At 73.7% G+C, this 26,814-nt stretch carries 20 protein-coding genes; 8 read left to right on the top strand and 12 right to left on the bottom strand.

The features are described from left to right. Nucleotides 1-99: 99 nt before the first annotated feature. The 4 genes from MID12_RS27610 to MID12_RS27625 all read left to right on the top strand — a co-directional run bounded on the left by MID12_RS27610 (nt 100) and on the right by MID12_RS27625 (nt 7,879). Nucleotides 100-1,005 (top strand): S1 family peptidase, encoded by a 906-nt coding sequence (locus MID12_RS27610; RefSeq protein WP_040254842.1) that lies wholly within the window; start codon nt 100-102, stop codon nt 1,003-1,005. A gap of 542 nt (nt 1,006-1,547) precedes the next feature. Then, entirely contained in the window at nt 1,548-2,621 is a 1,074-nt protein-coding gene (locus MID12_RS27615; RefSeq protein ID WP_040254845.1) for a S1 family peptidase, read from the top strand. A 441-nt stretch (nt 2,622-3,062) separates the two neighbouring features. Then, nucleotides 3,063-6,833, top strand: coding sequence for a DNA polymerase III subunit alpha (locus MID12_RS27620; RefSeq protein ID WP_263171519.1), 3,771 nt, complete (start codon nt 3,063-3,065; stop codon nt 6,831-6,833). Beyond that, entirely contained in the window at nt 6,830-7,879 is a 1,050-nt protein-coding gene (locus tag MID12_RS27625) for a DNA polymerase thumb domain-containing protein (RefSeq protein WP_263171521.1), read from the top strand. Before MID12_RS27620 ends, MID12_RS27625 begins: the two co-directional genes overlap by 4 nt. A 109-nt stretch (nt 7,880-7,988) precedes the next feature. Here MID12_RS27625 and MID12_RS27630 read toward each other — a convergent pair whose 3' ends face one another. Both MID12_RS27630 and MID12_RS27635 read right to left on the bottom strand, forming a co-directional pair. Then, nucleotides 7,989-11,510 (bottom strand): phosphodiester glycosidase family protein, encoded by a 3,522-nt coding sequence (locus MID12_RS27630; RefSeq protein ID WP_411577079.1) that lies wholly within the window; start codon nt 11,508-11,510, stop codon nt 7,989-7,991. Nucleotides 11,511-11,748: 238 nt separating this feature from the next. Further along, the gene (locus MID12_RS27635; protein WP_040254847.1) at nt 11,749-12,093 is read right to left on the bottom strand and encodes a hypothetical protein; all 345 of its coding nucleotides are present in this window, start codon (nt 12,091-12,093) and stop codon (nt 11,749-11,751) included. 294 nt (nt 12,094-12,387) lie between these two features. On the opposite strand from MID12_RS27635, the gene MID12_RS27640 reads away from it, so the two are divergent. Then, nucleotides 12,388-13,248: an esterase/lipase family protein gene (locus tag MID12_RS27640; RefSeq protein WP_040258416.1), complete on the top strand. Its 861-nt coding sequence runs from the start codon at nt 12,388-12,390 to the stop codon at nt 13,246-13,248. Nucleotides 13,249-13,390: 142 nt separating this feature from the next. Here MID12_RS27640 and MID12_RS27645 read toward each other — a convergent pair whose 3' ends face one another. From MID12_RS27645 to MID12_RS27655, 3 genes are all read right to left on the bottom strand, one after another. Further along, the gene (locus tag MID12_RS27645) at nt 13,391-13,525 is read right to left on the bottom strand and encodes a hypothetical protein (RefSeq protein ID WP_257786954.1); all 135 of its coding nucleotides are present in this window, start codon (nt 13,523-13,525) and stop codon (nt 13,391-13,393) included. Between the two features lie 228 nt (nt 13,526-13,753). Continuing rightward, nucleotides 13,754-14,257 (bottom strand): DUF402 domain-containing protein, encoded by a 504-nt coding sequence (locus MID12_RS27650; protein WP_040254849.1) that lies wholly within the window; start codon nt 14,255-14,257, stop codon nt 13,754-13,756. After that, on the bottom strand, nt 14,238-15,167 hold the full coding sequence (locus tag MID12_RS27655; protein ID WP_263171525.1) for a GNAT family N-acetyltransferase: 930 nt from the start codon (nt 15,165-15,167) through the stop codon (nt 14,238-14,240). The genes MID12_RS27650 and MID12_RS27655 overlap by 20 nt, the downstream gene beginning before the upstream one ends. Before the next feature lie 129 nt (nt 15,168-15,296). Here MID12_RS27655 and MID12_RS27660 point away from each other — a divergent pair, with 129 nt between their 5' ends. Next, nucleotides 15,297-15,683: a GntR family transcriptional regulator gene (locus tag MID12_RS27660; RefSeq protein ID WP_040254850.1), complete on the top strand. Its 387-nt coding sequence runs from the start codon at nt 15,297-15,299 to the stop codon at nt 15,681-15,683. 176 nt (nt 15,684-15,859) lie between these two features. Here MID12_RS27660 and MID12_RS27665 read toward each other — a convergent pair whose 3' ends face one another. Continuing rightward, nucleotides 15,860-16,969, bottom strand: coding sequence for a DUF5925 domain-containing protein (locus MID12_RS27665; protein ID WP_263171528.1), 1,110 nt, complete (start codon nt 16,967-16,969; stop codon nt 15,860-15,862). 408 nt (nt 16,970-17,377) lie between these two features. Here MID12_RS27665 and MID12_RS27670 point away from each other — a divergent pair, with 408 nt between their 5' ends. Both MID12_RS27670 and MID12_RS27675 read left to right on the top strand, forming a co-directional pair. Further along, the gene (locus MID12_RS27670) at nt 17,378-18,178 is read left to right on the top strand and encodes an SGNH/GDSL hydrolase family protein (RefSeq protein ID WP_040254853.1); all 801 of its coding nucleotides are present in this window, start codon (nt 17,378-17,380) and stop codon (nt 18,176-18,178) included. A gap of 335 nt (nt 18,179-18,513) precedes the next feature. Then, complete coding sequence (locus MID12_RS27675) at nt 18,514-18,789, top strand: hypothetical protein (protein ID WP_040254854.1); 276 nt, start codon at nt 18,514-18,516, stop codon at nt 18,787-18,789. 25 nt (nt 18,790-18,814) lie between these two features. On the opposite strand, the gene MID12_RS27680 is transcribed toward MID12_RS27675, so the two are convergent. From MID12_RS27680 to MID12_RS27705, 6 genes are all read right to left on the bottom strand, one after another. Next, on the bottom strand, nt 18,815-20,038 hold the full coding sequence (locus MID12_RS27680; RefSeq protein ID WP_263171532.1) for a CaiB/BaiF CoA transferase family protein: 1,224 nt from the start codon (nt 20,036-20,038) through the stop codon (nt 18,815-18,817). A 110-nt stretch (nt 20,039-20,148) separates the two neighbouring features. Further along, nucleotides 20,149-21,366: a type ISP restriction/modification enzyme gene (locus MID12_RS27685; RefSeq protein ID WP_263171535.1), complete on the bottom strand. Its 1,218-nt coding sequence runs from the start codon at nt 21,364-21,366 to the stop codon at nt 20,149-20,151. A 54-nt stretch (nt 21,367-21,420) separates the two neighbouring features. Then, nucleotides 21,421-22,932, bottom strand: a complete 1,512-nt coding sequence (locus MID12_RS27690) for an FGGY-family carbohydrate kinase (RefSeq protein WP_040254857.1) — start codon at nt 22,930-22,932, stop codon at nt 21,421-21,423. Nucleotides 22,933-23,021: 89 nt separating this feature from the next. Further along, complete coding sequence (locus MID12_RS27695) at nt 23,022-24,005, bottom strand: substrate-binding domain-containing protein (RefSeq protein ID WP_263171538.1); 984 nt, start codon at nt 24,003-24,005, stop codon at nt 23,022-23,024. Further along, a complete protein-coding gene (locus MID12_RS27700; RefSeq protein WP_078845274.1) occupies nt 24,002-25,117 on the bottom strand; it encodes an ABC transporter permease in 1,116 nt (371 codons plus the stop codon). The genes MID12_RS27695 and MID12_RS27700 overlap by 4 nt, the downstream gene beginning before the upstream one ends. Then, on the bottom strand, nt 25,114-26,811 hold the full coding sequence (locus tag MID12_RS27705) for a sugar ABC transporter ATP-binding protein (RefSeq protein ID WP_263171540.1): 1,698 nt from the start codon (nt 26,809-26,811) through the stop codon (nt 25,114-25,116). The genes MID12_RS27700 and MID12_RS27705 overlap by 4 nt, the downstream gene beginning before the upstream one ends. Between the last annotated feature and the right edge of the window lie 3 nt (nt 26,812-26,814).

Consider the following 26,814-nt stretch of genomic DNA (forward strand, 5'->3'; position numbering starts at 1 on the left):
AGGTGCACGGCGGCCCGGGGTCCGGGCGGCCGGGCGCCGACCGCGTCTCACGGGCCCCGGCCCCACGCGGGCCCCCGAGTTCCCTGGGAGGAACCAGCAGTGAGGTTGATGCGCACCACCCCCCGCAGCAGCGGCGTGGCGAGACCCACCCGCCTGATCGCCCTCTCGTCCGGCCTGGTGGCCGCGGCGGCCCTCGCCGTGCCCGCGGCACACGCCGGCGAGACGACCACGTACAGCGCCACCCAGCTCAGCCAGGCGGCCGACTCGGTCCTCAAGTCCGATGTCGCGGGCACCTCCTGGGCTGTCGACGCCAAGACGAACAAGCTGGTCGTCACCGTCGACAGCACCGTCTCCAAGGCGGAGATCGCCCAGCTCAAGAAGGATGCCGGAGCCAAGGCCGGTGCCCTGGAGATCAAGCACACCCCCGGTACGTTCAACAAGCTGATCGCGGGCGGCGACGCCATCTACGCGAGCAGCTGGCGGTGCTCCCTGGGCTTCAACGTCCGGGACAGCTCCGGGGCCTCCTTCTTCGTGACCGCCGGCCACTGCACCGACGGCGCGGGCACCTGGTGGTCCAACTCCGGGCACAGCACGGTGCTCGGCTCCACCGCCGGCTCCAGCTTCCCGGGCAACGACTACGGTCTCGTCCGGTACACCAACACCTCGATCGCCAAGCCCGGTACGGCCGGCGGCGTGGACATCACGCGTGCCGCCACCCCCTCCGTGGGCACCACCGTCACCCGGACCGGCTCCACCACCGGCACCCACAGCGGACGGGTCACCGCCCTGAACGCCACCGTCAACTACGGCGGCGGCGACGTGGTCTCGGGCCTCATCCAGACCACGGTCTGCGCCGAGCCCGGCGACTCCGGCGGCCCGCTCTACGGCGGCAGCACCGCCTACGGTCTGACCTCGGGCGGCAGCGGCAACTGCTCCTCCGGCGGAACGACCTTCTTCCAGCCGGTCACCGAGGCGCTGAGCGCCTACGGGGTCAGCGTCTACTGAGCCGCGCCGGCGTCCGCCGCCGGATCGCGCGCACCACGGTCCCTCCTGTGAGGCGGGCTCCCGTCGTCCTCGGACGCGGGGGCCCGCCGCCCGTCCCCGGGCGCCGTTTCGACTGATGTCGTACAGCGGGGGACAGGGGCGGGAGGCGAGGGTGGCGCGCATTGTGCCGCATCGGTTTTTTCGCGCGCCTCCGGGGTCGGAGTCCGACGTTGTCAGGGGGTCGATCAGCCTCAAGAAAGGGCGAGAACAAGACAGGTCTACACCTGGAGAGGAAGCGGCCGGAACCTCGCAATCCGCCTTTGCGAAAGGGACGGTCCTGCTCTGACCAGGTGTCTTCGCCTGCCCGGAGAGCGGTGGCCGTGCTCCTCGACGCGACGTGAAGTCGACCTTGTCCGGTTCGCTTCTCCGTGGGGATAGTGGGGCCAACCGTTGGCATGGACGCGACGCATTACTGGCTTTCCGTCGGGCTCCGTGCCATCAGCCTTCCGGCTCCGGGCAAACCCCACGTGCCCCCGGAGTCGTCCCCCCACAGGAGGACGTACGTGAAGCACCGACGCATTTCCACCCGGCGTATCGCCGTGACCGGCGCGAGTGTCGCCGCCCTGGTCGTCGCGGGAATCTCCTTCCAGTCCGCGAACGCCAGCACGGATGTCTCCGCCGAATCGCTCTCCGCGACGGCGGCCGGAAAGCTCGCTTCCTCCCTCACCAAGGACCTCGGCAGCGATGCCGCGGGCTCGTACTACGACGCCCAGAGCAAGCACCTGGTCGTCAACGTCCTGAACCAGGACGCGGCCTCCGCGGTCGAGTCGGCCGGGGCCAAGGCCAAGGTCGTCGACCACTCCCTCGCCGAGCTGAAGGGCGCCCGCGCCACGCTCAAGGACAAGGCGAGCATCCCGGGCACCGCCTGGTCGGTCGACAACTCCGCCAACAAGGTCGTCGTCACCGCCGACCGCACGGTCAAGGGCGCCGAACTCGCCAAGCTGAACAAGGTCGTCGACCAGCTCGGCAGCAAGGTCCAGCTCAAGCACAGCAAGGGCGAGTTCAAGTCGCTGATCGCCGGTGGCGACGCGATCTGGGGCGGCGGCGGCCGCTGCTCGCTCGGCTTCAACGTCACCGTCGGCGGTGAGCCGCACTTCCTCACCGCGGGTCACTGCACCGAGGCCATCACCAGCTGGTCCGAGTCGCAGGGCGGCCCGGTCATCGGTGAGAACGCCGGCTCCAGCTTCCCGGGCAACGACTTCGGCCTGGTGAAGTACACGGGCGACACCGCGCACCCCAGCGAGGTGGACCTCTACAACGGCAGCACCCAGGCCATCGCGGGCGCCTCCGAGGCGACCGAGGGCCAGCAGGTGACCCGCAGCGGCTCGACCACCCAGGTCCACGACGGCACCGTCACCGGCCTGAACGCCACGGTGAACTACGCCGAGGGCACCGTCGAGGGCCTCATCCAGACCGACGTCTGCGCCGAGCCCGGCGACTCCGGCGGCTCGCTCTTCGCCGGTGACCAGGCGCTCGGCCTCACCTCCGGCGGCAGCGGCGACTGCTCCGCCGGCGGCGAGACCTTCTTCCAGCCGGTGCCCGAGGCGCTCTCCGAGTTCGGCGCCGAGATCGGCTGACCCACCGCACCACACGCACCACCGCACAGCGCACCACACGCACCACTCTCCGGCCCGCCCGCTCGCCCGGGCGGGCCGGAGCCCTTTCCCGACCGGCCGAGGCCGGCCCGGTTCTCCGCCGGGCCGGCCTCCGCCGTGCCCGCCCGGGTGTCAGCCCGGGCAGGCCCCGCGGTGACCGGGACCGGGGTTCCGCAGCGTCCGGAACCGGGGTTCCGGGGACGCCGGACCCGGGGTCCCGCAGCGTCCGGAGCCGGACCCCGGAGCGACCGGGACCCCTCCTCCCGCAGTGGCCGGAAAGGACCGGAGCCCCGTGATTCCGGGGCCGATGGCGCCTGGCCGGTTCCCGGTGGTCCGGGCCGCCCCGCCTCTCGTACGTACGTTCGAAGAGTGGTCTATGGTGGAGACCGGGGAGGCAGGAAACCGGACGGTTGGGAGGTGCGTGTGCCGGGCTTCACGCATCTGCATGCCGCCTCCGGATACTCCCTGCGGTACGGGGCCTCGCATCCGGAACGGCTGGCCGCCCGCGCCGCCGAGCGGGGCATGGACGCCCTCGCGCTGACCGACCGGAACACCCTCGCCGGAGCGGTCCGCTTCGCCAAGGCCTGCGCGCGGGAAGGGATCCGCCCGCTCTTCGGGGTGGAGCTAGCGGTGGCCGAAACCCAGCGCCCCGGACGGGACGCCTCGGGTGTCCGGCGGGCACCGGTACGCGGCGGCGCCTTCGTCGACGAGTCCTCGCCCCGGGTCACCTTCCTCGCCCGGGAGGGAGCCCTCGGCTGGGCCTCGCTCTGCCGGCTGGTCTCCGCCGCGCACACCGCCGAGGGCGAGCCGCTGCTCAGCCGCGCCGCGCTGCCCGCCGAGGGCCTCACGGTGCTGCTCGGCCCCGCCTCCGACGTCGGCCGGGCGCTGGCCGCGGGCCGCCCGGACCGCGCGGCCCGGCTGCTCGCGCCCTGGCGGGAACTCTTCGGCGAGGACCTGCGCCTCGAAGCGGTCTGGCACGGCCGCGAGGGCACCGGACCCGGTTCGCTGCGCCTGGCCGCCCGTACCGTCGGCTTCGCGGCCGAGCAGCGGGTGCGCCCGGTGCTGAGCAACGACGTGCGCTACGCCGACCCCGGGGCGGGACCGGTGGCCGACGTCCTGGACGCCGCGCGCCGCCTGGTGCCCGTGGACGCCCGCGGCGAACTGGACAGCGGGGAGCGCTGGCTCAAGGACGCCGGGGCGATGCGGCAGGCCGCCGAGCGGGTCGTGGAGGCCGCGGGCTACCGCCGCGACACCGCCCACCGCCTGCTCGAACAGACCCGGGACACCGCGGCCGCCTGCCGGGTCGACCCCGAGGACGACCTCGGCATGGGCTCCGTACGCTTCCCCGAACCTCATCTGGTGGGCGCCGCGGGCCGCACCGCCCAGCGCGCCCTCGCCTCCCGGGCCGCCGCCGGGATGCTGCTGCGCGGCTACGACCGGGGGCCCGGCGCCCGCGGCTACTGGGAGCGGATGCACCACGAGCTGGACATCATCGCCCACCACGGCTTCGCCTCCTACTTCCTGACCGTCGCCCAGGTCGTGGACGACATCCGGGGCCTCGGCATCCGGGTCGCCGCCCGCGGCTCGGGCGCCGGTTCCCTGATCAACCACCTGCTGGGGATCGCGCACGCCGACCCGCTCGCCCACGACCTCCTGATGGAACGTTTCCTCTCCACCCGCCGCTTCGTCCTGCCCGATATCGACATCGACGTGGAGTCCGCCCGCCGCCTGGAGGCCTACCGTGCGATCCTCGCCCGCTTCGGCGCCGAACGGGTCGCCACCGTCGCGATGCCCGAGACCTACCGGGTCCGCCACGCGATCCGCGACGTGGGCGCCGCCCTCTCCCTGGACCCCGCCGACATCGACCGCATCGCCAAGGCCTTCCCGCACATCCGCGCCCGCGACGCCCGCAGCGCGATGCGGGAGCTGCCCGAACTGCGCCCGCTCGCCGAGGAGATGAGGCAGCAGGGCGGCAGGCGGCGGCTGTGGGAACTGGTCGAGGCGCTGGACGCGCTGCCCCGCGGCGTCGCCATGCACCCCTGCGGGGTCCTGCTCTCGGACGCCTCGCTGCACGCCCGCACCCCCGTGGTGCCGACCAGCGGGGAGCAGCTGCCGATGTCGCAGTTCGACAAGGAGGACGTGGAGGACCTCGGCCTGCTCAAGCTCGATGTGCTCGGCGTACGCATGCAGTCGGCGATGGCGCACGCGGTCGCCGAGGTGGAGCGGGCGAGCGGGGAGCGCGTCGACCTGGACGCGGTGCCCGAGGGCGACCCGCTGACGTACCGGCTCATCCGGTCCACCGAGACGCTCGGCTGCTTCCAGATCGAGTCGCCGGGCCAGCGCGACCTGGTCGGCAGGCTGCAGCCCGCGGACTTCCAGGACCTGGTCGTCGACATCTCGCTCTTCCGGCCGGGCCCGGTCGCCGCCGACATGGTGCGCCCCTTCATCGAGGCCAGGCACGGCCGCGCGCCCGTCCGCTACCCGCACCCCGACCTGGAGGAACCGCTGCGCGAGACCTACGGGGTGGTGGTCTTCCACGAGCAGATCATCCGGATCGTCGACATCATGACCGGCTGCGGCCGGGGCGAGGCGGACCGGGTCCGGCGCGGGCTCTCCGACCCGGAGTCGCAGGGCCGGATCCGCGTCTGGTTCGCCCAGCACGCGACCGGGCGCGGGTACGACGCCGCGACCGTCGCCCGTACCTGGGAGATCATCGAGGCCTTCGGCAGCTACGGATTCTGCAAGGCCCACGCGGTCGCCTTCGCGGTGCCGACCTACCAGTCCGCCTGGCTGAAGGCCCATCACCCGGCCGCCTTCTACGCGGGACTGCTCACCCACGACCCGGGGATGTACCCGAAGCGGCTGCTGCTCGCGGACGCGCGGCGGCGCGGGGTGCCGGTGCTGCCGCTGGACGTGAACCGCTCGGCGGTCGCCCACCGTATCGAACTGGTGTCCGAGAAAGGGCGGTTCGAGGAGCGGGCGGCGGGGCGGCGGGCGGCCCCGCGCTGGGGGATCCGGCTCGCGCTCGGCGATGTGCACGGCATCGGCGAGGCCGAGGCCGCCCGTATCGAGCGGGCCCAGCCCTACTCCTCGCTCCTCGACTTCTGGGAGCGCGGCCGGCCCGGGAAACCGGTCGCCCAGCGGCTCGCCCAGGTCGGCGCCCTCGACGCCTTCGGCGCCAACCGCCGCGACCTGCAACTGCATCTGAGCGAACTCCACCGCGGCGCCCGCGGCTCCTACGGGGAGCAGCTCCCGCTCGCCGGAGGCCGCGGCACCGCGCCCGCGGGCCTGCCCGACCTCGGGGACGCCGAGCGCCTCAGCGCCGAACTCGGCGTCCTCGGCATGGACGCCTCCCGCCATCTGATGGGCGACCACACGGAGTTCCTCACCGAACTCGGGGTGCGTTCCGCGCGCAGGCTGCGGGCGGCCAGGCACGGGGAGACGGTCCTGGTCGCGGGCGCCAAGGCGGCGACCCAGACCCCGCCGATCCGCTCCGGGAAGCGGGTCATCTTCACCACCCTCGACGACGGCACCGGCCTGGTCGACCTCGCCTTCTTCGACGACGCCCACGCCGCCTGCGCCCATACGGTCTTCCACTCCTGGCTGCTCCTGGTGCGCGGGGTGGTGCAGCGGCGCGGACCGCGCAGCCTTAGCGTGGTCGGCGAGGCCGCCTGGAACCTCGCCGACCTGTCCGAACTCCGCACCACCGGCGGCCTGGACGCGGTGGCCCGCCGCCTCGCCGCCGAACCCCCGGGGCCGGGCATGGCTGGGTCACGCCCGGCCGGGCCGGGCGCGGACCGCGCGAGGCCGGGCCCCGCTGGGCCGGGCGCGGACCGCACGGCCATGGAGCGCGCGGCCACGGACCGCACGGCCACCGGCGCGGGCGCGGCCACCGCCGGATCCGGAGACTCCGATGCCGGAGACGGCGGAGCTGGAGACGGCGAGGCCAGAGGCAGCGAGACCGGAGGCAGCGAGACCGGAGGCAGCGAGACCGGAGACGGCGAGGTCGGAAACGGCGAGGTCGGAAACGGCGAGGTAGAAGACGGCCAGGTCGGCGCGGACGGTACGGGAGGCCGTCGCATCCGGATGTCCACCGGCTACGAGATGCACCCCTGGGCCGACCTGCGCCCGGCGGGTGAGGGGAACGGGCCCCCGCGCAAGCTCTGGCACCAGAGCCCCGGGAGCGCGGGATGACCGTGCTCTGCGTACGCTTCGGACTCGCCCCGGGGCAGGACGGGGCGATGTCCCAACTGCTCGCGCTGCTCGGCGAGTTCACTCCGCTGGTGCAGGCGCTGCCGCCGGACGGGGCGCTCGCGGACCTGCGCGGGGCCGAGCGGTACTTCGGCCGGGACGCCGTCCAGCTCGCCGAGGTGATCCGGGTCCGCGCGCTCGCCCGGCACGGGGTGGACTGCGTGGTCGGGGCCGGGCCCACCCCGGTACCGGCCCGGATGGCCGCGGCCGAGGCGGAGCCCGGCAGGCCCCGGGTGGTGCCCGAGGAGGCGGACGGGGTGGGGGAGTTCCTCTCCGGCAGGCCGGTGGCCGCGCTGCCCGGGGTGGGCCGGGCGACCGTCCGTACGCTCGACTCCTACGGGCTCGACACCCTCGGCCGGGTCGCCGCCGCCCCGCTGCCCGCCCTCCAGCGGCTGCTCGGCGCCCGGGCCGGCCGGGAGCTGCGCGAGCGGGCCAGGGGCACCGACCGCAGCCGGGTGGTGCCGGATGCCGCCGCCCGCTCGCTGACCGCCGAACGCCGCTTCGACCGCGACGAGTTGGACCCCTTCCTGCACCGGCGCGCCCTGCTCGCCGCGGCCGGTGAACTCGGCGCGGGGCTGCGCGCCGAGCACCAGGTGTGCCGCACCCTGAGCCTGACCGTGCGCTGCGTCGGACGCACCGGCCACGCCGGGCTGACCCGCAGCAGGCGGCTGCCCGAGGCCGGAGCGCACTCGGCGGTGCTGAGCGCCGCCGCGTACCGGATGTACGAGTCGCTCGGCCTCCAGCGGGCCAGGGTGCGCGGGATCCTGCTGCGCGCCGAGGGACTCGGCCCCGCCGAGAGCGCCTCCCGCCAGCTCAGCTTCGACCCGGTGGACGACAAGCTCCGCCGGATCGAGGAGGTCGCCGACCGGGCCCGCGCGAAGTTCGGCCCCCGGGCGGTCATGCCGGGCACCCTGGCGGAACCGGACCCGAAGCCGCACTCGAAGCGGCGACGGGGCACTCCCGACCCACCGACCGAGAGGGCCGGTTGACCAGGCAGACCGCCCGTTCAACCGGCCACTCGGCGCGGGGAAGCGCACACCGTCCCGCCCGGGTGCGGTGCCGCCGGAGGACCGGTGGGCACCGCACCCGGGCGGCGGTTCAGCTCACCGTGAAGGAGGCCTCCTCGGCGGTGCCGTTGACCGTGACCTGCACGGTGGCCTTGCCGGGACGCAGGCCGGTGAGCTTGCCGGTCGCGGGGTCGTACGCCGCGACGTCAGCGGGGCCGGCGTCGTCCGGGTCGCCGACGTACAGCTTCGCGGAGCCCGACCAGTCGGCGCTCAGCGGGAAGCCGACCGGCACCTCGCGCGCCTCCTCGCCCTCGCCCTGGGTCACCGTGGCGGTCACCGACTCGGCCTTGCCCGCGGGCAGTTGGTCCGGGGCGCTCAGGGCGAGCCCGTCCACGTGGGCGCGGGTCTGCACGGACAGCCAGTCGGGTCCGCCCGCCCACGGCCGGTTCCGGGTGTCCTCCTGCTGCCCGGCCGGCACCGGGTCGACGCCGACCATCGACCAGCCGGTGAAGCCGCCCCGGTCGGGTGCGGTGGCGGGTGCCTTGCCGGAGTTGCCGTTGACCAGGTAGGGCACCCCGTCGACGTGCGAGGCGTGGAAGGTGCCGACATGGGAGCCGATGAAGCCCGCGCCCTTGCCGGTGCTGAGGCGGAAGCCGGTGAGCCAGTTCTCCAGCATCGCGGCCTCCTTGCGGCTGTTGAGCTGGCTGCCCTGCTGCGGGGTGGGATCGCGCGGCGGCACGTGCTCGACGACCATCACCGAGCCGATGTCCGGGTCCTTGGCCGCCTTGTCCAACTGGCCGCGCAGCTCCTTGATCTGCTCGTAGCCGCCGCCGCGCAGGGTCAGGCTGGAGGTGTCGAGGGTGATGAAGCGGGTGCCCTTGTGGTCGAAGGTCCGCTGCGGGGCGCCGAATTCCTCGGTGAAGTTGTCGATCTTGCCGCCCATGACCTCGTGGTTGCCCGGTACGTAGTACCAGGGCAGGTCCTCGCCCAGTTCCTCGTCGAGGATCTTGTGGGCGAAGGCGAGGTCCTCGGGTGAACCCTCGTCCACCAGGTCGCCGTTGACCACCAGGAAGTCGGGCCGGGCGGCCTTGATCTCCTTCAGGGTGCGGCGGGCCTGGGCGACCACCGGGCTGTCCGGGTCCTTGGCCACGAACTGCGCGTCGGACATCACGGCGAACCGCCAGTCGCGGCCGTCCGCGCCCGCCGCCGTGGAGATGAGCGGGTCCTTCGAGACCGGCTGCGCGGGCAGGTCCACGTCCGGCGGGACCTCGGCGGTCAGGTCGTCGAAGGTGACCTTGCCCGCGTACTGCCGGGAGGCGATGGTCTCGGCGACGTAGAAGCGGTGCACGCTGACCGGGTAGTTCGTCCCGGCCGGGACCTTGAACTCGATCTTCTTCCAGCCGGTCCAGTCGACGAAGGGGCCGCGCAGCAACTGGTCGGCGCCCGCCGCGTCCTTGAGGTGCAGGGTCGGCCAGGTGCCCTTGCCGTCGCCCTTGATCCACAGGCCGAAGGACTGCGGCTGGCCCGCCACCGGGATCGTCTTGGGCGGGGTGGCGTACGCGGCGCGGGTGGCGTTCGACTTGGTGAAGTCGTAGGTCATCTCCAGGCCGGTGCCGTCGTGGCCCTCCGGGGTCGGCTTGAGCGAGCCGTCGGCGCGGGCCTGGCTGAACTTCCAGGACTCGGCGTCGTCGAAGTCGGCCTCCTGCTGCTCGGTGAGGCCGACGGTGACCGCGAGCACGGTGCTCTTGCCGCCCACCTCGGCGGTGACCTGCCCGGAGAGCTGCTCCTCGGAGCCGTCCTTGGCCTTGACGGTGAAGCCGCCCCGGTCGTCCGGGGTGATCGAGAAGAGGTCGTGGTCGTAGTCGAGGGTGGCGTCCGCGGGTTCGATCGGGGCGCTGCCGCCGTGCGCGTCCAGGCCGACGAGCCCGAAGTGGCCGCTCTCCTCGGCGCTGCCGATGCCGACCCGGCGGGTGCTCGGCTGGATCCGGTCGAGCTTGTCGAGCACGGTCAGTTCGACGTCGCCGGAGGCGCTGCCGCTGGCCGCGGTGACCTTCGCGGTGCCGCCGTGCCCGGCGGTGAACACGCCCTTCGTGTCGACCTCGCCGACCTCCGTGTCCGAACTGGTCCACTTCGGGGTGGCGTCCGCGGGCCCGTAGGTCTCGTCGTAGGCGCTGGCGGTGAGTTCGCGGGTCAGGCCGGGGAAGACGCGCTCGGGGTGGCCGCCCTTGACCTGGTCGACGGTGGCCGCGTCGGTGGCCTTCATGGCCGTCTCGACCCAGTAGTCCTCGACCTTGCCGCTGCCCTCGGGGGCGGTGAAGGCGAGGCCGTTGGGCACATCGCGCTCCCGGCCGTCCGAGGGGCTGTTCTGCAGCGGGATCTCGTCGCTGCCCGGGGTGCGGGCGAGCAGCGCGGTGGAGCCGCCGCCGTCGAGGTTGAGCGCGTTGTGGACACCGGCGCGCTTCATCATCAGGCCCAGCTCGGTGAGGGTGACACCCACGCTGTCGGTCTGCCAGCCGTCGACGGTCAGCACCGTCATCTTGCTGCCGTCCTCGGAGAAGCCGACGGCGGTGCGCGCGGCGTTGGCGTTGTTGCCGCCGCCCTCGTGGTCGACCGGCTCGCCGTCCACGACGAGCAGCTCCCGGCCGCCGATCGCGGTGCCGGGGACCTCGCCCTTGTCGGTACGGGGGCTGTACTCCAGGGAGACCTTGTCGCCCACCTTCAGGCCCGCCAGGGTGTCCGCCCCGGCGTCGCTGCCGAGCAGCACCGTGGTGCCCTCGGGTATCGCGCCCTTGCCGGGCTTGTCGCCCACCGCGGTGACCTTGCCGTCCACCACACTGACCTCGGTGGCGCGCTCGCCGCCGTCCACGGTCAGCTTCCGGTCGGCCTCGCCCCACTGGGAGTTGTACGCGCCGATGCCGCCCGCGGGCACATCGGCGGTGTTGAGCGCGCCGAGCGCGTGCTTCCCGTCGGGGAGGGTGAGGGTGCCGTCGAAGTACAGCTCCAGGATCCGGCCCGCGTCGGCGGGGCCCACCCCCACGACCCGGTTGTTCTTCTCCGCGGGCGATTTGACGAACTTTCCGCCGCGCAGGCCCGAACCGGCCGGTGCCTGGGTGCCGTTGAGGTCGAAGAAGTCACCGTTGATCGCGGCGACGGTACGGCGGCCCTTGCCGGGGTCGTGCCCGGCGGCCAGCTCGGAGAGGGTCTTGCGCCCGGCGACCTTGCCGGAGTCCAGGTAGTCCACCTTGGTGCCGCCGCCGAGGTCCACCGAGAGCGAGTGCACCCGCAGCCACTTGTCGGACTCCAGACGGTCGTACGCGTCCATGGTGACGCCCGGGGCGACCGGGCGGCTGCGGTGCCCGAGTTCCAGGCCGTCGCCGTCGGAGATGGAGGTGGCCCCGGGGCCCGCGGCGCCCGCCCCGGTGTCCAGGGTGCTTGCCGGGGGCGGCGCGACGGGCCGCAGCATCTCCTCCGCGGTGCGCGGCACCGGCTCGGGGGCGCGGCCGGTGGCGGCCGGCGCGGCCGCCTCCTGCTGGGCCGCGGCCGAGCCGCCGGGCAGGACCGCCAGGGCGCCCAGGGCGGTCAGCGCGAGGGCTGCTCTGGGCAGAGCGTGGATGAGCAAGGTGACTCCTGTGGTGGGGGATGCACGTGAGCACACTCGGCTGATCAGCATTGTCTTGTGCACGACACACGCGCCAGGGAGTACCGGAAAAACCCCGGAAAACCACGGGGCTTTCACACCGCGACCACCGCGTGAACGCCCCGCGCCCGCCGGAAGACCGGCGGGGGCGCCGCCGCGCGGTCCACCGCCCGGGCGGCGCCCCCGCGGTGCGGCTCACCGCACGGGTGCCTCCTCAGAGCTGGGCGGGCGCGCCGACCCGTACCTCCACCTCCCCGCCGTCCGGCAGCAACTTCCGTACCGGCCACAGGCGTTCGGAGACGGGGGTGCCCGCTCCCGTGGTGTACGCGGGGACCGTGAGGACGGTGTCCCCGTCCTCGGCGACCAGCAGCTCCGCGTCCGCGACGACGACTCCGTCGGAGAAGTGCAGGGCCAGGCCGAGGGGCCGGGGAGCGGCGGCGAAGCCCTCGGGGTCGGGGAGTTCCCGCAGTCGGCAGCTGCCCCCGGGGAAGAGGTGGGTGTGGGCGCAGACGGCGGGATGGACGCGGTCGGCGGGCGAGCCGGGGGAGGGGTGGTCCATGGCGGGCTCCTGGGGTGGGTGAAGGCCGGGCCCGCGCAGTCTGGCGCCTTCGGCGGCCGGTCCGGTGCCGTGTCGCGGGCGGTGGGCTCCGCCGCCACCTGATCGGAGGTGCCGGGCCCTCGCCCCGGCCCGGGCGGGCGGGGCAGGCGTACCGGCCCGGCAATTTCTGCTGACGCGGAGCTTCAATCCGGGGCTACTGGCGCGTAATTTGGCATGAGCACGGCACCTCGTGATCCGGATCACAGGCGGAACCCCCTCTCCCTTTTCACCGAGCCGCAAGGAGATCACGTGACGCTGCCCTGGAAGCGCCTGCGCCGCTCACTCGCCGCGGGCCTCCTGCTCGCCGCCGCCTTCACCGCCGCACCCGCGGCCGCCGCGACCGCACCCGAGCGGACCGCGGCCGTCAGCTCCGGCTGGAACGACTACTCCTGCAAGCCCTCCGCCGCGCATCCGCGCCCGGTGGTCCTGGTGCACGGGACCTTCGCCAACTCCGTCGACAACTGGCTGGTCCTCGCCCCGTACCTGGTCGACCGGGGCTACTGCGTCTTCTCCCTGAACTACGGGGAACTGCCCGGGGTCCCGGTCTTCAAGGGGCTCGGTCCCGTCGACAAGTCGGCCGCGCAGCTCGGCACCTTCGTCGACAAGGTCCGCTCCGCCACCGGGGCGGGCGAGGTCGACCTGGTGGGGCACTCGCAGGGCGGCATGATGCCCCGCTACTACCTGAAGTTCCTCGGCGGCGCGGACAAGGTCAACGCGCTGGTCGGCATCGCGCCGAGCAACCACGGCACCACCCTCAGCGGCTTCACCAAGCTGCTGCCCTACTTCCCGGGCATCGAGAACCTGCTCAACGAGCACACCCCGGCCCTCACCGACCAGGTCGTCGGCTCGCCCCTGATGCAGAAGCTCAACGCGGGCGGGGACACCGTGCCCGGCGTGCAGTACACGGTGATCGCGACGCAGTACGACGAGGTGGTCACGCCCTGGCGGACCCAGTTCCTGGACGGCCCCGGCGTACGCAATGTCCGGCTGCAGGACCTCTGCGCCGCGGACCTCTCCGAGCATGTGCTCGCGGGCACCACGGACAAGATCGTCTTCCATGAGGTGGCCAACGCCCTCGACCCGGCGCACGCCACGCCCACCACCTGCTTCTCCTGAGCGGGCATCCCGCCTGACCAGAAGTCCCACCTGACCAGATGTCCCACCTGAACAGATGTCCCGCCCGGTCCGCCGGGCGGGACATCCTCTGTCCCGGAAGGTGCCCTCCGGAAGGTGCCGGGTCCCGGAAGGCTCCGGGTGCTCAGTCCTCGGGCCACCACGTCCGGCGGATGTCCTTGCGGACCTCCGTCCGGTGCGCGGTCTTCTCCTCGGCCTCCTCGCGTACGCGGCGGGAGGGCTGCTTGACGACGGGGCGCTGTACGGTCACACGGCGCATGACTGCCTCCTTGGTGCCCACCGGGTCCCGTACCTGAGTACCGAGGTGGACCCGTGCCGGGAGCGTTCCTCATCAACGGCGCGTTGTCAGTGGCGACTGTCACGCTGTGGGGAGGCATACCCATCCGAAGCACGTGATGACCATGAGAAGGCGCCCCGATGGCAAACTGCAATCACAAAGCGGAACAAACCGCGCATCACGACCGGTTCGAGGGGCCGGGAAGCGGTCTCAGTCCGCGAGCAGGGCCTCGAAGTCGCCCTGCCGGGCGAGGAGTTCGAGGGCGTCCAGGGCGGCCAGGGCCTGAGCCGCCGCCTGCGGATCGCGCGCCGCGAGACCGCTCTCGGCGAACTCGTCCTCGTCCAGGCGCAGCACCTGCCGCCCGTCCGCCGAGCGCCACAGATCGAGGTCCAGGTCCTCCACCGTGAGATCGCCGCCGCCGAGCACCGCGGGCCGGGTGATGTCGCAGTACCAGCCCTTGAGGCTGCCGTCGGCGGCGCGCACCTCCTTGACGGCGTACCACCGGTGCCGCCAGTAGTGCTCGGTGAAGACGTCCCCCGGCTCGAAGCGGACGAAGCCGAAGTCCCGGGTGCCCTCGCCCGCCCAGGGGGCGCGGACCGTCACCCGCTCCCCGTCGTCGCTCAGCAGCCGCGCCGGGTAGCGGATCTTCGTCCGGCCCGCCTTGACCAGGACCACCCGTACCGTCCCGGGGAGTTCAGCCGAGTGCCCGGACATGGCGCACCTCCGTCCCGCACACCCGGTAGCCGAACCAGGTGTTGACGGCGAGCATCGGGCCGTTGTCCGTGTCGTTGCCGGTGAAGGCCTCCCGGATCCCGGCCTCCCGGGCGCGGTGCAGCGAGTCGTTCTTCACCAGCTTGGCCAGGCCCCGGCCGCGGTGGGCGCGCGCGGTGCCGGTCATGCCGGAGGAGTAGCGCGTCTCCCGGTCCGTCTCGGCCAGGCTGAAGGCGACCGGGCGCCCGTCCACCACGGCGACGGTGGTCAGTTCCAGATCGGTCAGCGGGTGGTTCCAGGTGTCGGCGAGCCACCCCTCGTAGTCCGTGAGGACCGCGCCGACATCGCTCGGCTCGTCGGCCGTGGTCTCCGCGTCCAGGGCGAAGACCGGGCGCGGGTCGGCCGCGAAGGAGGAGGCGGGCCGCAACTCCACCCCGGCCGGGGGGTCGAGGCGCGGCGGCAGCGCGTCCCGTACCAGGTCCAGGCGCAGGAAGTGCGCGGAGCGCTTGGCGGTGTAGCCGTGCCGGAGGGCGAACTCCCGGTTGCGGGGCTCGTCGTAGACCCAGGACCAGACCTCGCGCGCCCCGGAGCGCGCCAGATGCTCCTCCGCGGCGGCGAGCAGCAGCGAGCCCGCGCCGCGCCCCTCCCGGTCCGGCTGTACGTAGAGATTGGCGAAGCCCTGCCCCGGTTCCGCGCTCTCGTGCGCGATACCGACCTGCGCGGTGCCGACGACCTCGCCGTCCTCCTCGGCGACCAGCGGCCGGAACCGCTTCTGCGCGGGGGCGTGCGCCAGGTCGAAGGCGAGGGAGTCGGCGGTCATCACCATGAAGGGCAGGGCGCGGCGGCGCACCCGGACGAAGGCCTCGGTATCCGCGGGGTCCCCGGGGCGCAGCGGGCGAACGATCACATCCATGCGGCGCACGCTACGCGCGGCACGACCCGAGGCGCCTCCCTATATTCCGCGCCCGATTCCGCGCCCAGTTCCCCGGCCGCCCGCCGGTCCCGGGCGCCCGCGCGCGCCCCGGTGCGGGACAATCGCCCGGTGACCTCGAAGACCGGTTTGAGCATCGACGACGACGCGGGCACCGCCCCCTACGAGCAGCTGCGCGCGCAGATCTCCGAGCAGGCCAGGACCGGGCGGCTGCCGGTGGGCCACCGGCTGCCCACCGTGCGCGGCCTCGCCCAGGAACTCGGCCTCGCCGCCAATACGGTGGCCAAGGCCTACCGCGCCCTGGAGAGCGACGGGGTGATCGAGACCCGCGGCCGCAACGGCACCTTCATCGCCGCCGCGGGCGAGGCCGCGGACCGCAGGGCGGCCGAGGCCGCGCAGTCCTTCGCCGCCCAGGCCAGACGGCTCGGCCTGACCGAGGACGAGGCCCTGCGCGCCGCCCACCAGGCCCTGCGCGCGGCCTACGGCGCCGCGGACTGAACTCCTCCCGCGGGAGCGCACGGCTCCCGCGGGACCGCACCGCCCGCCCGCTGACCGGCTGATCCCGGCGGCCCACTGATCCCGGATCCCGGCGGCCCGCGAGACCGCCCAGAGCTTCAACCGCTCGGAGCTGCAACCGCGCAGAGGTTCCACCGCGCAGAAGGTTCATCGGCGGCTCAGAGGTACAGCCCCGCGTCCGCCCCCGGCCGCTGGTCCGGCACCGAGGCGGGGGAGGTGCCCCGGCGCAGCGCGTACAGCTCGGCGAGGGTGGCGCCCTCGCGGCCGAGGGCGCTCTCGTGGCCCGCGGCCTCCTCGCCCAGCCAGCCCAGCGACTCGGCGCGGGTGAGCGGACCGACCTCGATCCGGGCGAGGCAGCGGCCCGGGCGCACCACGGCGGGGTGCAGCCGCTCCAGGTCCTCGTTGGTGGTGACGCCCACCAGGACGTTGCGGCCCTGGCCGAGCAGCCCGTCGGTGAGGTTGAGCAGCCGGGAGAGCGCCTGGCCCGCGGTGTGCTTGGCCTCGCCGCGGATCAGCTCGTCGCAGTCCTCCAGGAGCAGCAGCCGCCAGCGGCTCTTCGCGGCGCCCTCGTCCTCGCCGATCGCGATGTCCATCAGGTAGCCGACATCGCTGAACAGCCGCTCCGGGTCGAGTACGCAGTCGACCTGGCACCAGTCGCGCCAGGAGCGGGCGAGGGTGCGCAGCGCGGAGGTCTTGCCGGTGCCGGGCGGTCCGTGCAGCAGGAGCAGCCGCCCGGTGATGTCCTCCGGGGTGGTCTTCATCAGCCCGTCCATGGCGTCGGCCACCGGCGCGGTGTAGTTCTGCCGGACCTCCGGCCAGGTCCCCGCGGAGATCTGACGGGTCGTCCGGTGCGGTCCGCGGCGCGGGGAGACGTACCAGAAGCCCATGGTGACGTCCTCGGGCTGCGGCTCCGGCTCGTCCTGGGCGCCCTCGGTGGCCGCGGAGACGGTCTGCTCGGCGAGTTCGGCGCTGGTGGCGGTGACGGTGACATCGGCGCCCCGGCTCCAGCGCGAGACCAGCAGGGTCCAGCCCTCGCCCTCGGCGAGCACGGCGCTGCGGTCGTCGTCGCGGGCCGCGCGCAGCACCCGCGCCCCCGGCGGCAGCAGGGTGGCGCCGGTGCGTACGCGTTCGATGTTCACGCTGTGCGAGTACGGCTGCTCACCGGTGGCGAAGCGACCGAGGAACAGGGCGTCTACGACATCCGAAGGGGAGTCGCTGTCATCGACGTTGAGCCGGATCGGCAGGGCTTCCTCTGGGTTCGCGGGCATGCCGCCATGATCCGTCACCGCTCTGCCCGGTGCACCCGGTTTCCGTGCCCCCGCCCGCTGTCCCTTCTGTGCGGGAAAACTCCGCTGTGCCCCGGCAGGGGCGTCAACTCCCCGCACGGAAACACGGGTTCGAGGCGGTCGACGCGCGTGGACCGCGTACCGGCGGGGCATGAGACAGGCACCCGACCGACCTCTTCCCGGACATCCCCGGGAAGGCGCGCGGCGCCTGGTCTACGCGAGTAGTCCGCGGCGCGGCCGAGGGTCCGTCAGGTCCTGTCTGTACGGGTGTGTGCGGAACCGGAGAAGGGCGCGGGTGGCGTGTCGAGGAAAAGATTGACATGGACACTTCCAGTCAACTTCCCCGCGTGCTAACACAGTTGCGCAGAGATCCCCCCACGGAGGTAGCAGATGAAACTGAAGAGACTCGCGGCCTATGTCTCGGCCCTCACCCTGGCCGGGGCCGCCGCGCTCACCGGGGCGAGCGCGGCGAGCGCGGACCAGGCCGCCGCCGACGGCTATGTGGCCCTCGGCGACTCCTACTCCTCCGGAGTGGGCGCGGGTGACTACGACAGCAGCGGCTGCAAGCGCAGCGCGAACGCCTACCCGCAGCTGTGGGCCAACGCCCACTCGCCTTCCTCGTTCGACTTCACGGCCTGCTCCGGCGCCGTCACCGGCGATGTGCTCGCCAACCAGCTCGGCCCGCTCAGCGCCAGCACCGGCACCGTCACCATCTCCATCGGCGGCAACGACGCCGGCTTCTCGGACGTGATGATCAACTGCGTCCTGCCGGGCGAGGACAACTGCATCAGCCGGATCAACACGGCCCGCTCCTTCGTCGAGAACGAGCTGCCCGCCAAGCTCGACCAGGTCTACGACCAGATCTCCTCGCGCGCCCCCAACGCCCATGTGGTCGTGCTCGGTTACCCGCGCTTCTACAAGATCGACGGAAGCTGCGTGGCGGGTCTGACGGACGAGGAGCGCTCCGCGGTCAACGGCGCCTCCGACCTCCTGAACCAGGTCACCTCGGCCCGCGCCTCCGCCCACGGCTTCAGCTTCGCGAGCGTCGTCGGCAACTTCACCGGTCACGAGATCTGCTCCGGCGACGCCTGGCTGCACAGCGTCAGCCTGCCGGACGTCACCAACTCGTACCACCCGACGGCCGCCGGTCAGTCGGGCGGCTACCTCCCCGCGCTGGAGAGCGCTTCCTGACGGGGTGTGCCACAGCGGTCGGCAGGTCCGGGCCTCCTTCGGGGTGCCCGGACCTGCCGCGTACGGGGCCGGGTCCACCCCTCGACACGCCGGACCCCCGCCTCCGGGCCCACCGCCCCCGTCCTCACGCCCCGTCACCGGCCCCTTCCGCTGCCGGGAGTCATGGCTGACCCGGGGGCTTTCGGGCATGCTCAAGAGGAGGGCCGGATTCGGAGAGTGATCGTCAACACCCTTGTGGGAAAGGTGAATACGGGTATCGGGATACACGTGCGTCCCGTGGGGACGATAGTGTTGAGCTGCCCGGGCCGGGTGCCGTCGTACGGGTGGGGAGTGACATGGAACAGATAACTGTACGAAACAGGGCGCGAGTGCCTGCCATCAACTGCGGGAGCAGCGCGACCAAGTCGCGGCTCGACCGGCATTTCGCCGTGATGGGCGGACCCGTGGTCCCGCAGCGCGAGGCCGCGGAGGCCACGCTGCTGATGCGCGAGCTGACCACCCGCGAGCAGACGCAGGAGCACACCCCCACGGGCCGCCGTGCCCGGGTGCGGAAGGTCTCCCTCTTCGCGCCGCTGCGGCGGCTGCGCCGCACGCTGCTCGGGGGGCGCTGAGCCCCTACCGCACACCGGTCACCGCTCAGGCGGCCACACCGTCCTGGCGCAGCTGCGTGATCTCCGCTTCCGTCATCCCCACGGAGCGCAGCAGCGCCTCGGTGTGCTCGCCGAGCCCGGGCACCGCCCCCATCCGCGCCTCCTCCCCGCCGGGCAGCGTGAGGGGCGGCAGCAGGGCCCGCAGCGGACCGGCCGGAGAGCCGATCTCCCGCCAGCGGTCCCGCGCGGCCAGCTGCGGATGCGCGGCCAGGCCGGTCATCCCGCGCAGCCGCGCACAGGCGATCCCCGCCGCGTCCAGCCGCCGCAGCGCCTCCTCGGCGGTGAGTTCCCCGAGGGCCCGCGCGACGGCGGCGTCGGTACGTTCCCGGTGGACCACCCGCGCCGCGTTGGTGGCGAAATCGGGGTCCTCGGCGAGTTCCGGACTGCCGAGCACCTGGGCGGCGAGCCTGCGCCACTCCCGGTCGTTCTGCACCGAGAGCAGCACCCGGCCGCCGTCCGCGGTGGGATAGGCGTCGTACGGGGCGATCACCGTATGGGCGAGGCCGGTCCGTACCGGTGCCGTGCCGCCGTGGATCGTGTGGTGCAGCGGATGGCCCATCCACTCCGCGAGCGCCTCCAGCATCGACACCTCCACCGGGCCGCCGCGCCCGGTCGTCCCGCGCCGCACCAGGGCCGCGAGCACCCCGGAGAAGGCGTACATCCCGGCCGCGATGTCGGCCGCCGGGATCCCGGACTTCACCGGCTGCTCGGGGGTGCCGGTCACCGAGACCAGGCCCGCCTCGCACTGGACGAGCATGTCGTAGGCCCGCCGGTCCGCGTACGGGCCGCCGGTGCCGTAGCCCGAGATGTCCACCGCGATCAGCCGGGGGTCGGCGGCGCACAGGGTGGCCGCGTCCAGGCCGAGGCGGGCCGCCGCGCCCTGGGCGAGGTTCTGCACGAAGACGTCCGCGGTGGCGAGCAGGCGGCCGAGCACGTCCCGTCCGCGCGGGTCCTTGAGGTCCAGGGCGATCGACTCCTTGCCGCGGTTGCACCAGACGAAGTGCGAGGCCAGTCCCGCGGCGGCGGTGTCGTAGTGGCGGGCGAAGTCGCCGCCGCCGGGGCGCTCCACCTTGATGACCCGGGCGCCGAGGTCGGCGAGCTGCCGGGTGGCGAAGGGGGCGGCGACGGCCTGCTCCACGGCGACGACGGTGAGGCCGTCCAGCGGCAGCGGCTGCACATCAGGGGAGGGCGGGGTGGTGGGGGGCTCCATGCGAGCGATCATGTCCCCGGCGGGCGGGCTTGTCACCGAGGCGTCCGTCACGCGCCGCGCGCCCGGGCCCGCACCGGCCGCCGGTCGGGGAGCGCCCCGGCCGCCCCGCCTCACAGCAGCGCGAACTGCCCGCCCGGGCCCTCCTCCTGGTGGTCGAGTACGGAGGCGGGGCGCCGCGCGGCGGGCGGCGGCGGCAGCACGCCCGCCGCACTCAGCTCCGCCCGGCCGGGAGCACCGGCCAGTGCGGCGGCCAACTCCGCCTGTTGCGGGCGCAGTTCGGCGAGGAGGGCGAGCACGGTGAGGAGTTCGAGCAGCTCGGAGGTGCGGGACTGCGGCCAGGCGGCGGGAGCGAGCGCGGCGAGGCTCCCGGGCTCCCCGGCCGCCGCGCGGCGGGCGAACCAGGCCTCCAGGACCCGGACCTGGCCGACCCGGAACTCCCAGGCCCCGGCCGGTACGGGGGAGACGCGGCCGGTGCCGACCAGGAGGGTCTCCTCCTCGGGGTCGTACTCCGGGGCCGGGGGCCGCGCGGGCAGCGGGGCGCGCACGTAGGGCCGCCTGCCGCCCGGCATCCGGGGCCGCTCACCGGGGCCGCGCCGCATCAGCCAGAGCAGGTGCCGGCCCAGTTCCACGCCGCGGGTCCAGACCTCCGGGCCGGTCGGCAGCGGCACCCGGGGGCCCTTCGGCCCGCCCCGGGCGACGGCGAGGATCCAGGCGAGCAGGTCCTCGGGGGCGGTGGACAGACCGAGACGGGCGTCCAGGAAGGTGCCCAACCCCGGTGCCAGATTGGGCTCTTGACCGCCCGGGCGCCGGAAGAGCGGCCTGATCCTGCCCGGCCGTACGGTGTGCGGCTGCCCGTCCGGCGGGAGGACGGCGCCCGGGAGCAGCGAGGTGGCGAGGAGCGGGGGGCTCCCGTCGCCGGGGGTGAAGGGCTGCTCCACCAGGAAGATCTGCCGGGCGTCGGCGACCCGCCACAGCTCGGGGCGGGCCGCGTCGATCAGCCGGTGGTCGGGTATCAGCCACTGCTCGTCGAAGGGGGCGTGCAGGACGCGTACCGGCTCGGGGCAGGGCCCGAGTTCACCGGCCAGGCGGTCGGTGCCGGTGCGGCGGCCGGGGAGCTGGGCCACCGCGGTGTGCAGGGTGCGGGAGCGGGTGGGGCCGAGCAGCCGCTCGCGCTCGGCGCCCTCCGCCTTGCCGAAGGCCTCCCAACGGGCCTTCAGCGAGGCCGCGTCGGGCGCCAGCGGCCAGGCCCGGCCGAGGCGCGGGGCGGCGACGGACCACGGCAGGAGGTCCGCGAGCAGCGGCGCGTCGTCGTCGGTCACGCCCGGCATCGTACGACGGCGGCGCCCTTCGGGGGACGGGACCGGGGGCGGATCACCCGCCCCTCAGGCGTCCTTGTGCTGGCGGGCGGCGAGGACATGGGCGGCTTCCCTGGTGGCCGGATACAGCTCGCGGTAGAGGCCGTACAGCTCCTCGTAGACCTCCCCGGTGGCCGGATCGGGCTCCACCACGGAGGCCACCGGGTTCCAGCCGCCGAGGTCCGCGGCCGAGACGAGACCGGTGCCGAGCGCCGCGAACAGGGCGTCCCCGTGGGCGGCCCCGATGGTGTGCCGGGGCACCTGCTGGGGGCGCCCGGTGACATCGGAGACGATCCGGGTCCACAGCCCGCGGGCGCCGCCGCCGACCGCGACCAGGCGCTTCGGTGAGCCGCCCGCCTCCACCATGGTCTCCAGGTTGTGCCGGACCCCGAAGGCGGTGGCCTCCAGGGCGGCCCGGTAGAGGTGGCCCCGGCCGTGCCGCAGGGTCAGCCCGTGGATCAGGCCCCGGGCGTCCGGGTCGAAGAGCGGGGTGCGCTCCCCGGCGAAGTACGGCAGCATCAGCAGGCCCTCGGCGCCGGGCGGCAGCCGGTCGGCCTCCTCGGTCAGCTCCGGGTAGGAGGCGCCGGTCAGCTCGCGCAGCCAGCCGGTGACCGCCCCGGAGGTGGCCATGCCCGCGGCCAGGCAGTGGGTGCCGGGGAAGGCCCCGGCGGTGCCCCAGAGCCGGGCGTCGCCCACCGGTTCGCCGACCACGTTGACCAGGAACATGGTGGTGCCGTACATCAGCATCACGTCCCCCGGGTCCCGTACGCCCGCCGCCGCGGCCTCCGCCCAGGCGTCCACGGTGCCCGCCACCACGGGCGTCCCGGCGGGGATGCCGGTCGCCGCCTCGGCCTCGGCGGTGACCTCGCCGACGGTCTCGGCGGGCCACACCAGGCGGGGCCACTCCAGGCCCGGCGCGATCTCCTCGCACCACTCGGGGATCCAGGCGCCCGCCCGCGGGTCGTACAGCGGCACCGACTGGCTGGCCGAGTGGTGGTCCAGTACGTAGGCGCCGGTGAGCCGGTGCGTGAGGTACGAACTGGCCATGAACCAGCGGCGGGTACGGGCCCAGGCCGCCGGCTCCCGCTCGCGCAGCCAGGCGAACTTGGGGCCCACCGCCTGGCTGGTCAGCGGGGCGCCGCAGCGGCGGATGATCTCCTCGGCGCCGTAGTGCGCGTTCTGCGCGGCGATCTGGGCGCCGGCCCGGGTGTCCACCCCGTACAGGATCGCGGGCCGGACCGGGGTGCCCGCCGCGTCCGCCGGGAGCAGGCAGGGGCCGATGCCGCTGACGCCGACCCCGGCGAGCCGCTCGCCCGCGGGCAGCTGGGCCAGCAACTCCCGGGCCAGGGCGCGCAGATCGGCCCACCAGATGTCCTCGGCGTCGTGCTCGAACCAGCCGGGGCGCGGCGAGGAGGTGGTGTGCTCGCGCTGGGCGGAGGCGAGCAGGGTGCCGTCGGGGCGGGCGAGGACGCCCTTGGCGGAGGAGGTGCCGATGTCGATGCCGAGGAGCAGCCCGCTCGGGGCGGCGGAGGAGGTCATGGCGGTCCTGGGGTCGGGGGCGTGCCCCGGCCGGGGCCGGGGCACGCCGTGACGGGCGGGTGCGGGCGTACGGGTACGGCGCGCGGTGGTCAGCCGCCGCTGACGTCGTACTCCTCGTAGATCTTCGCCGCGTTGGCCTTGGTGACCTCCACGGTCGGCAGGGTCTGCTTCTTCTTCGGCTTCTTGCCCTGGGAGAGGGCGTAGGCGGCCTCGGCGGCCTCCTCGGCGCCGGTCGGGTAGACGAAGGTGGACAGCAGGCGGCCCTGCTGGACGGCGCGGATGCCGCCGTCCGGGATGGCGAGGCCGTCGATGCCGAGGAACTTGATGCGCTTCGCCTTGCCCGCGCCGGAGGCCGCGCCGTGCGCGCCGATCGCCATGTCGTCGTTGTGCGCGTAGACCAGGTCGATGTCGGTACCGCGGGCCAGCCACTGGTTCATCACCTTGATGGCGTTGGGCCGGGTCCACTTGGCCTCGCGGGCCTCGACGATCTTGATGCCGTGGCCCTCGACCGCGTCCCGGAAGCCCTTGTCGCGGTCGATCTGCGGCTGGGCGGAGAGCACCCCGCGCAGCTCGGCGACGTTGCCGCCGTCCGGCAGCGCCTTGACGGCGGCCTCGCCCGCCTTCCTGCCGATCGCGTAGTTGTCGCCGCCGATGAAGGAGGTGTAGCAGTCGGTGTTGACCGTACGGTCCAGGACCAGCACGTCGATGCCCGCCTTGCAGGCCTGCTCCACCGGCGGGGTCAGCGGGGCGGGCTCGTTCGGCGAGACGATGAGCAGGTCCACCTTCTGCTGGATGAAGCTCTGCACCTGGCTGACCTGGGTGGCGTTGTCCTGCCGCGCGTCCGTGATGGGAAGCAGCTTGAGGTTCTTGTGCCGGGCCACGAAGTGCTTGAGCTGCTTGTTGAGCTGCTGGCGGTAGGGCTCCGCGTTGTTGGACTGCGAGTAGCCGATGACGAACTGCCCGCCGTCCTTGCCGGAGTCGCCGCCGTCGGCGGTGTCCGTCTTGGAGGCGCAGCCGCCGGCGAGGGCCGCGGCGCACAGGGCGGCCAGTACGGAGGTAGCGGTGCGTTTCATGCGGTTTTCTCCTCGCTGGGTGGCGTCTTGCCGAAGCGGCGGCCGAGACGGCGGCCCGCGCCGCGCAGCAGGTCCGGGCGTTGCAGGACCACGGCGAACACGACGATCGAGCCCTTGATGACCAGTTGCCAGTTGTCGCTGACGGCGTTGAGGCCGAGGACGTTGTCGAGCAGGGTGAGGATGAGCGCGCCGACGAAGGTGCCGGCGATGGTGCCCTTGCCGCCGGCGAGGCTCGCCCCGCCGATCACGGCCGCGGCGATCGCGTCGAGTTCGTAGCCGTTGCCCGCCATCGGGTCCGCCGAGGCGCTGTACGCCGCGTCGATGGGCCCGGCGAAACCGGCGAGCATGCCGGAGAGGGTGAACACGGCGATCACCACGAAGGTGACGTTGATGCCGGAGAGCCGGGCCGCGGTCGGGTTGCCGCCGACCGCGTACACATGCCGCCCGAAGCGGGTCCGGGAGAGCAGCAGATGGAAGACGACGCAGACCAGGACGAAGGCGAGGACGGGGAAGTAGATCCCGTCCGGGCCGAGGACGCCGACCAGGACGTTGTGCCCGGGGGTGCCGAGGCCCTGGAAGGAGGCCGAGTTCTCGGTGAGCTTGCCGTCCGGGCCCGCGACGGTGGTGCCCACCGAGGCGTTGTCGGACATCTGCCGGTCCAGGCCGCGGGCGATGGAGAGCATGGCCAGCGTCATCACGAAGGACTGGATGCGCAGCCAGGAGGTGCCCGCGCCGTTGACGAAGCCGAAGGCGGCGCCGATCAGCATGCACAGCGGCACGATCTGCCAGACCGGCATGTCGTGGTGGAAGAGCATCATCGCCGCGGCCATCGAGGCGAAGCCCATCAGGGAGCCCACCGAGAGGTCGATGCCCGCGGTGATGATGACCAGGGTGACGCCGACCGCGAGGATGCCGCGGGAGGAGAAGTTGCCGACCGCGTTGGTGAGGTTGGTCTGGTTGAGGAAGACATCGCCCTTGGTGGCGACCCCGGCCACGAAGATCAGCACCAGGCCGATGTAGCTCTGCAGGGAGCCGAAGAGCGGCAGCAGCCGCCGCAGCCTCCCGGGTGCCTTCGCCTCGGCCGCCTCGGCGGTGTCGAGGGTGCTCGTCATGCGCCGCTCTCCTCGTCCTCGTTCGCTTCCCCGGGGCTGCCGCCGGGGTCCCCGGTGCCGCCGGCCCGGGATGTCGGTCCCCCGGCGCGGGGCGCGGGCACGGCGGGTCCCGCGCCGGGGTCCACCACCGCCGTCTTCGGGGCGTCGGCCACCGTCCGGCGGGCCATCGCCGCGGTGAGCAGGGACTCCTCGTCGGCCACCGGGCCCCGGGCGGGGTCGCGGTGGAACTCGCCGGTCAGCCGTCCCTCGCAGAGCACCAGGATCCGGTCGCACATGCCGATCAGCTCCGGCAGTTCGGAGGAGACCGCGAGGATCGCCGTGCCCTGCTGGGCGAGCCTGTCCATCAGGGTGTGGATCTGCGCCTTGGCGCCGATGTCGATGCCCCGGGTCGGCTCGTCCATCAGGAGCAGCCCGGGCTCGGTGAGCAGGCACTTGGCGAGCACGACCTTCTGCTGGTTGCCCCCGGAGAGCTGCCCGGCCGGGACCTCCATGCCCGGGGTGCGCACCGCGAGCGCGTCCAGCTGCCCGCGCACCGCCGCCGCCTCGCGCCGCCGCCGCACCGTCCGCCAGGGGGTGCCGAATCTGCCGAGCGCGGCGAGCGAGGCGTTGAAGCGGACCGTGTTGCCGAGGACCAGGCTCTGCGCCTTGCGGTCCTCCGCGACCAGGGCGAGGCCCCGGCGGATGGCCTGACCGGGGCTGCGCGGCCGGTAGGCCCGGCCGTCCAGGGTGAACTCGCCGCTCGCCCGGGCCCCGTAGTGCCCGAAGAGGGACTGGAGCACCTCGGTGCGCCCGGCGCCCATCAGTCCCGCGAGCCCGACGATCTCGCCGGGCGCGACGGTCAGGTCGATGCCGTGCAGCGCGGGGCCGCCGCCCACCGAGGGCAGCCGCAGGCCCCGTACGCTCAGGCGCGGGGGAGCGGCCGGGGCCTGCCCGGGGCGGCGCGGGTACAGCTCGTCCAGGGGGCGGCCGACCATCAGGCGGACCAGTTCGGCGCGGCTGGTCTCGGCCATCGCGCGGCGCCCGGTGCACACCCCGTCGCGGAGCACGGTCACCGAGTCGGCGATCTCCGCGAGTTCCTCCAGGCGGTGCGAGATGTAGACGACGCCGACGCCGCGCGCGGTCAGTCCGCGGATCACGGCGTGCAGTCGGCGCACCTCGGCGTCGGCGAGGGCCGAGGTCGGCTCGTCCATCACCAGGATCCGCACGTCCAGGCTCAGCGCCTTGGCCACCTCGATCAGCTGGCGCTCGGCGATCTGGCAGTGCTTGAGGGCCCGGCGGGGCGGCAGGTCCAGGCCGAGTCCGGCGAGCAGCCGGGTGGTGCGCTCCTCCATCTCGCGGCGCCGGACGGTGCCGCGGGCGGTGGTGGGCTCCCGGCCGAGGAAGACGTTCTCCGCGACGGAGAGTTCGGGCACCAGGTTGAGCTCCTGGTGGATCATCGCGATGCCGTGCTGGGCGGCGTCCCGCGGGGAGTGCAGCGAGACCGGCTCGCCGTCGCGCAGGATGCTGCCCTCGTAGTCCGCGTGGACCCCGGCCAGGATGTTCATCAGCGTCGACTTGCCGGCGCCGTTCTCGCCGAGCAGGGCGACGACCTCACCGGCGTGCACGGTGAGGTCGACGCCGCTGAGCGCGCGTACGCCGGGGAACGACTTGGCGATGCCCCGCATGGCGAGCAGGGGCGGTGCCGATGAGGTCATGTC

It is taken from the genome of Streptomyces sp. SCSIO ZS0520 (assembly GCF_025643355.1).
In the GTDB taxonomy this organism is placed as follows: domain Bacteria; phylum Actinomycetota; class Actinomycetes; order Streptomycetales; family Streptomycetaceae; genus Streptomyces; species Streptomyces physcomitrii.

Coding starts and splice junctions, on each gene's coding strand:
- MID12_RS27705 (WP_263171540.1), bottom strand. CDS start 26,811: ATGACCTCATCGGCACCGCCCCTGCTCGCCATGCGGGGCATCGCCAAG.
- MID12_RS27650 (WP_040254849.1), bottom strand. CDS start 14,257: ATGTCCGGGCACTCGGCTGAACTCCCCGGGACGGTACGGGTGGTCCTG.
- MID12_RS27690 (WP_040254857.1), bottom strand. CDS start 22,932: ATGACCTCCTCCGCCGCCCCGAGCGGGCTGCTCCTCGGCATCGACATC.
- MID12_RS27665 (WP_263171528.1), bottom strand. CDS start 16,969: ATGCCCGCGAACCCAGAGGAAGCCCTGCCGATCCGGCTCAACGTCGAT.
- MID12_RS27675 (WP_040254854.1), top strand. CDS start 18,514: ATGGAACAGATAACTGTACGAAACAGGGCGCGAGTGCCTGCCATCAAC.
- MID12_RS27635 (WP_040254847.1), bottom strand. CDS start 12,093: ATGGACCACCCCTCCCCCGGCTCGCCCGCCGACCGCGTCCATCCCGCC.
- MID12_RS27695 (WP_263171538.1), bottom strand. CDS start 24,005: ATGAAACGCACCGCTACCTCCGTACTGGCCGCCCTGTGCGCCGCGGCC.
- MID12_RS27700 (WP_078845274.1), bottom strand. CDS start 25,117: ATGACGAGCACCCTCGACACCGCCGAGGCGGCCGAGGCGAAGGCACCC.
- MID12_RS27685 (WP_263171535.1), bottom strand. CDS start 21,366: ATGCCGGGCGTGACCGACGACGACGCGCCGCTGCTCGCGGACCTCCTG.
- MID12_RS27655 (WP_263171525.1), bottom strand. CDS start 15,167: ATGGATGTGATCGTTCGCCCGCTGCGCCCCGGGGACCCCGCGGATACC.
- MID12_RS27680 (WP_263171532.1), bottom strand. CDS start 20,038: ATGGAGCCCCCCACCACCCCGCCCTCCCCTGATGTGCAGCCGCTGCCG.
- MID12_RS27645 (WP_257786954.1), bottom strand. CDS start 13,525: ATGCGCCGTGTGACCGTACAGCGCCCCGTCGTCAAGCAGCCCTCCCGC.
- MID12_RS27625 (WP_263171521.1), top strand. CDS start 6,830: ATGACCGTGCTCTGCGTACGCTTCGGACTCGCCCCGGGGCAGGACGGG.
- MID12_RS27670 (WP_040254853.1), top strand. CDS start 17,378: ATGAAACTGAAGAGACTCGCGGCCTATGTCTCGGCCCTCACCCTGGCC.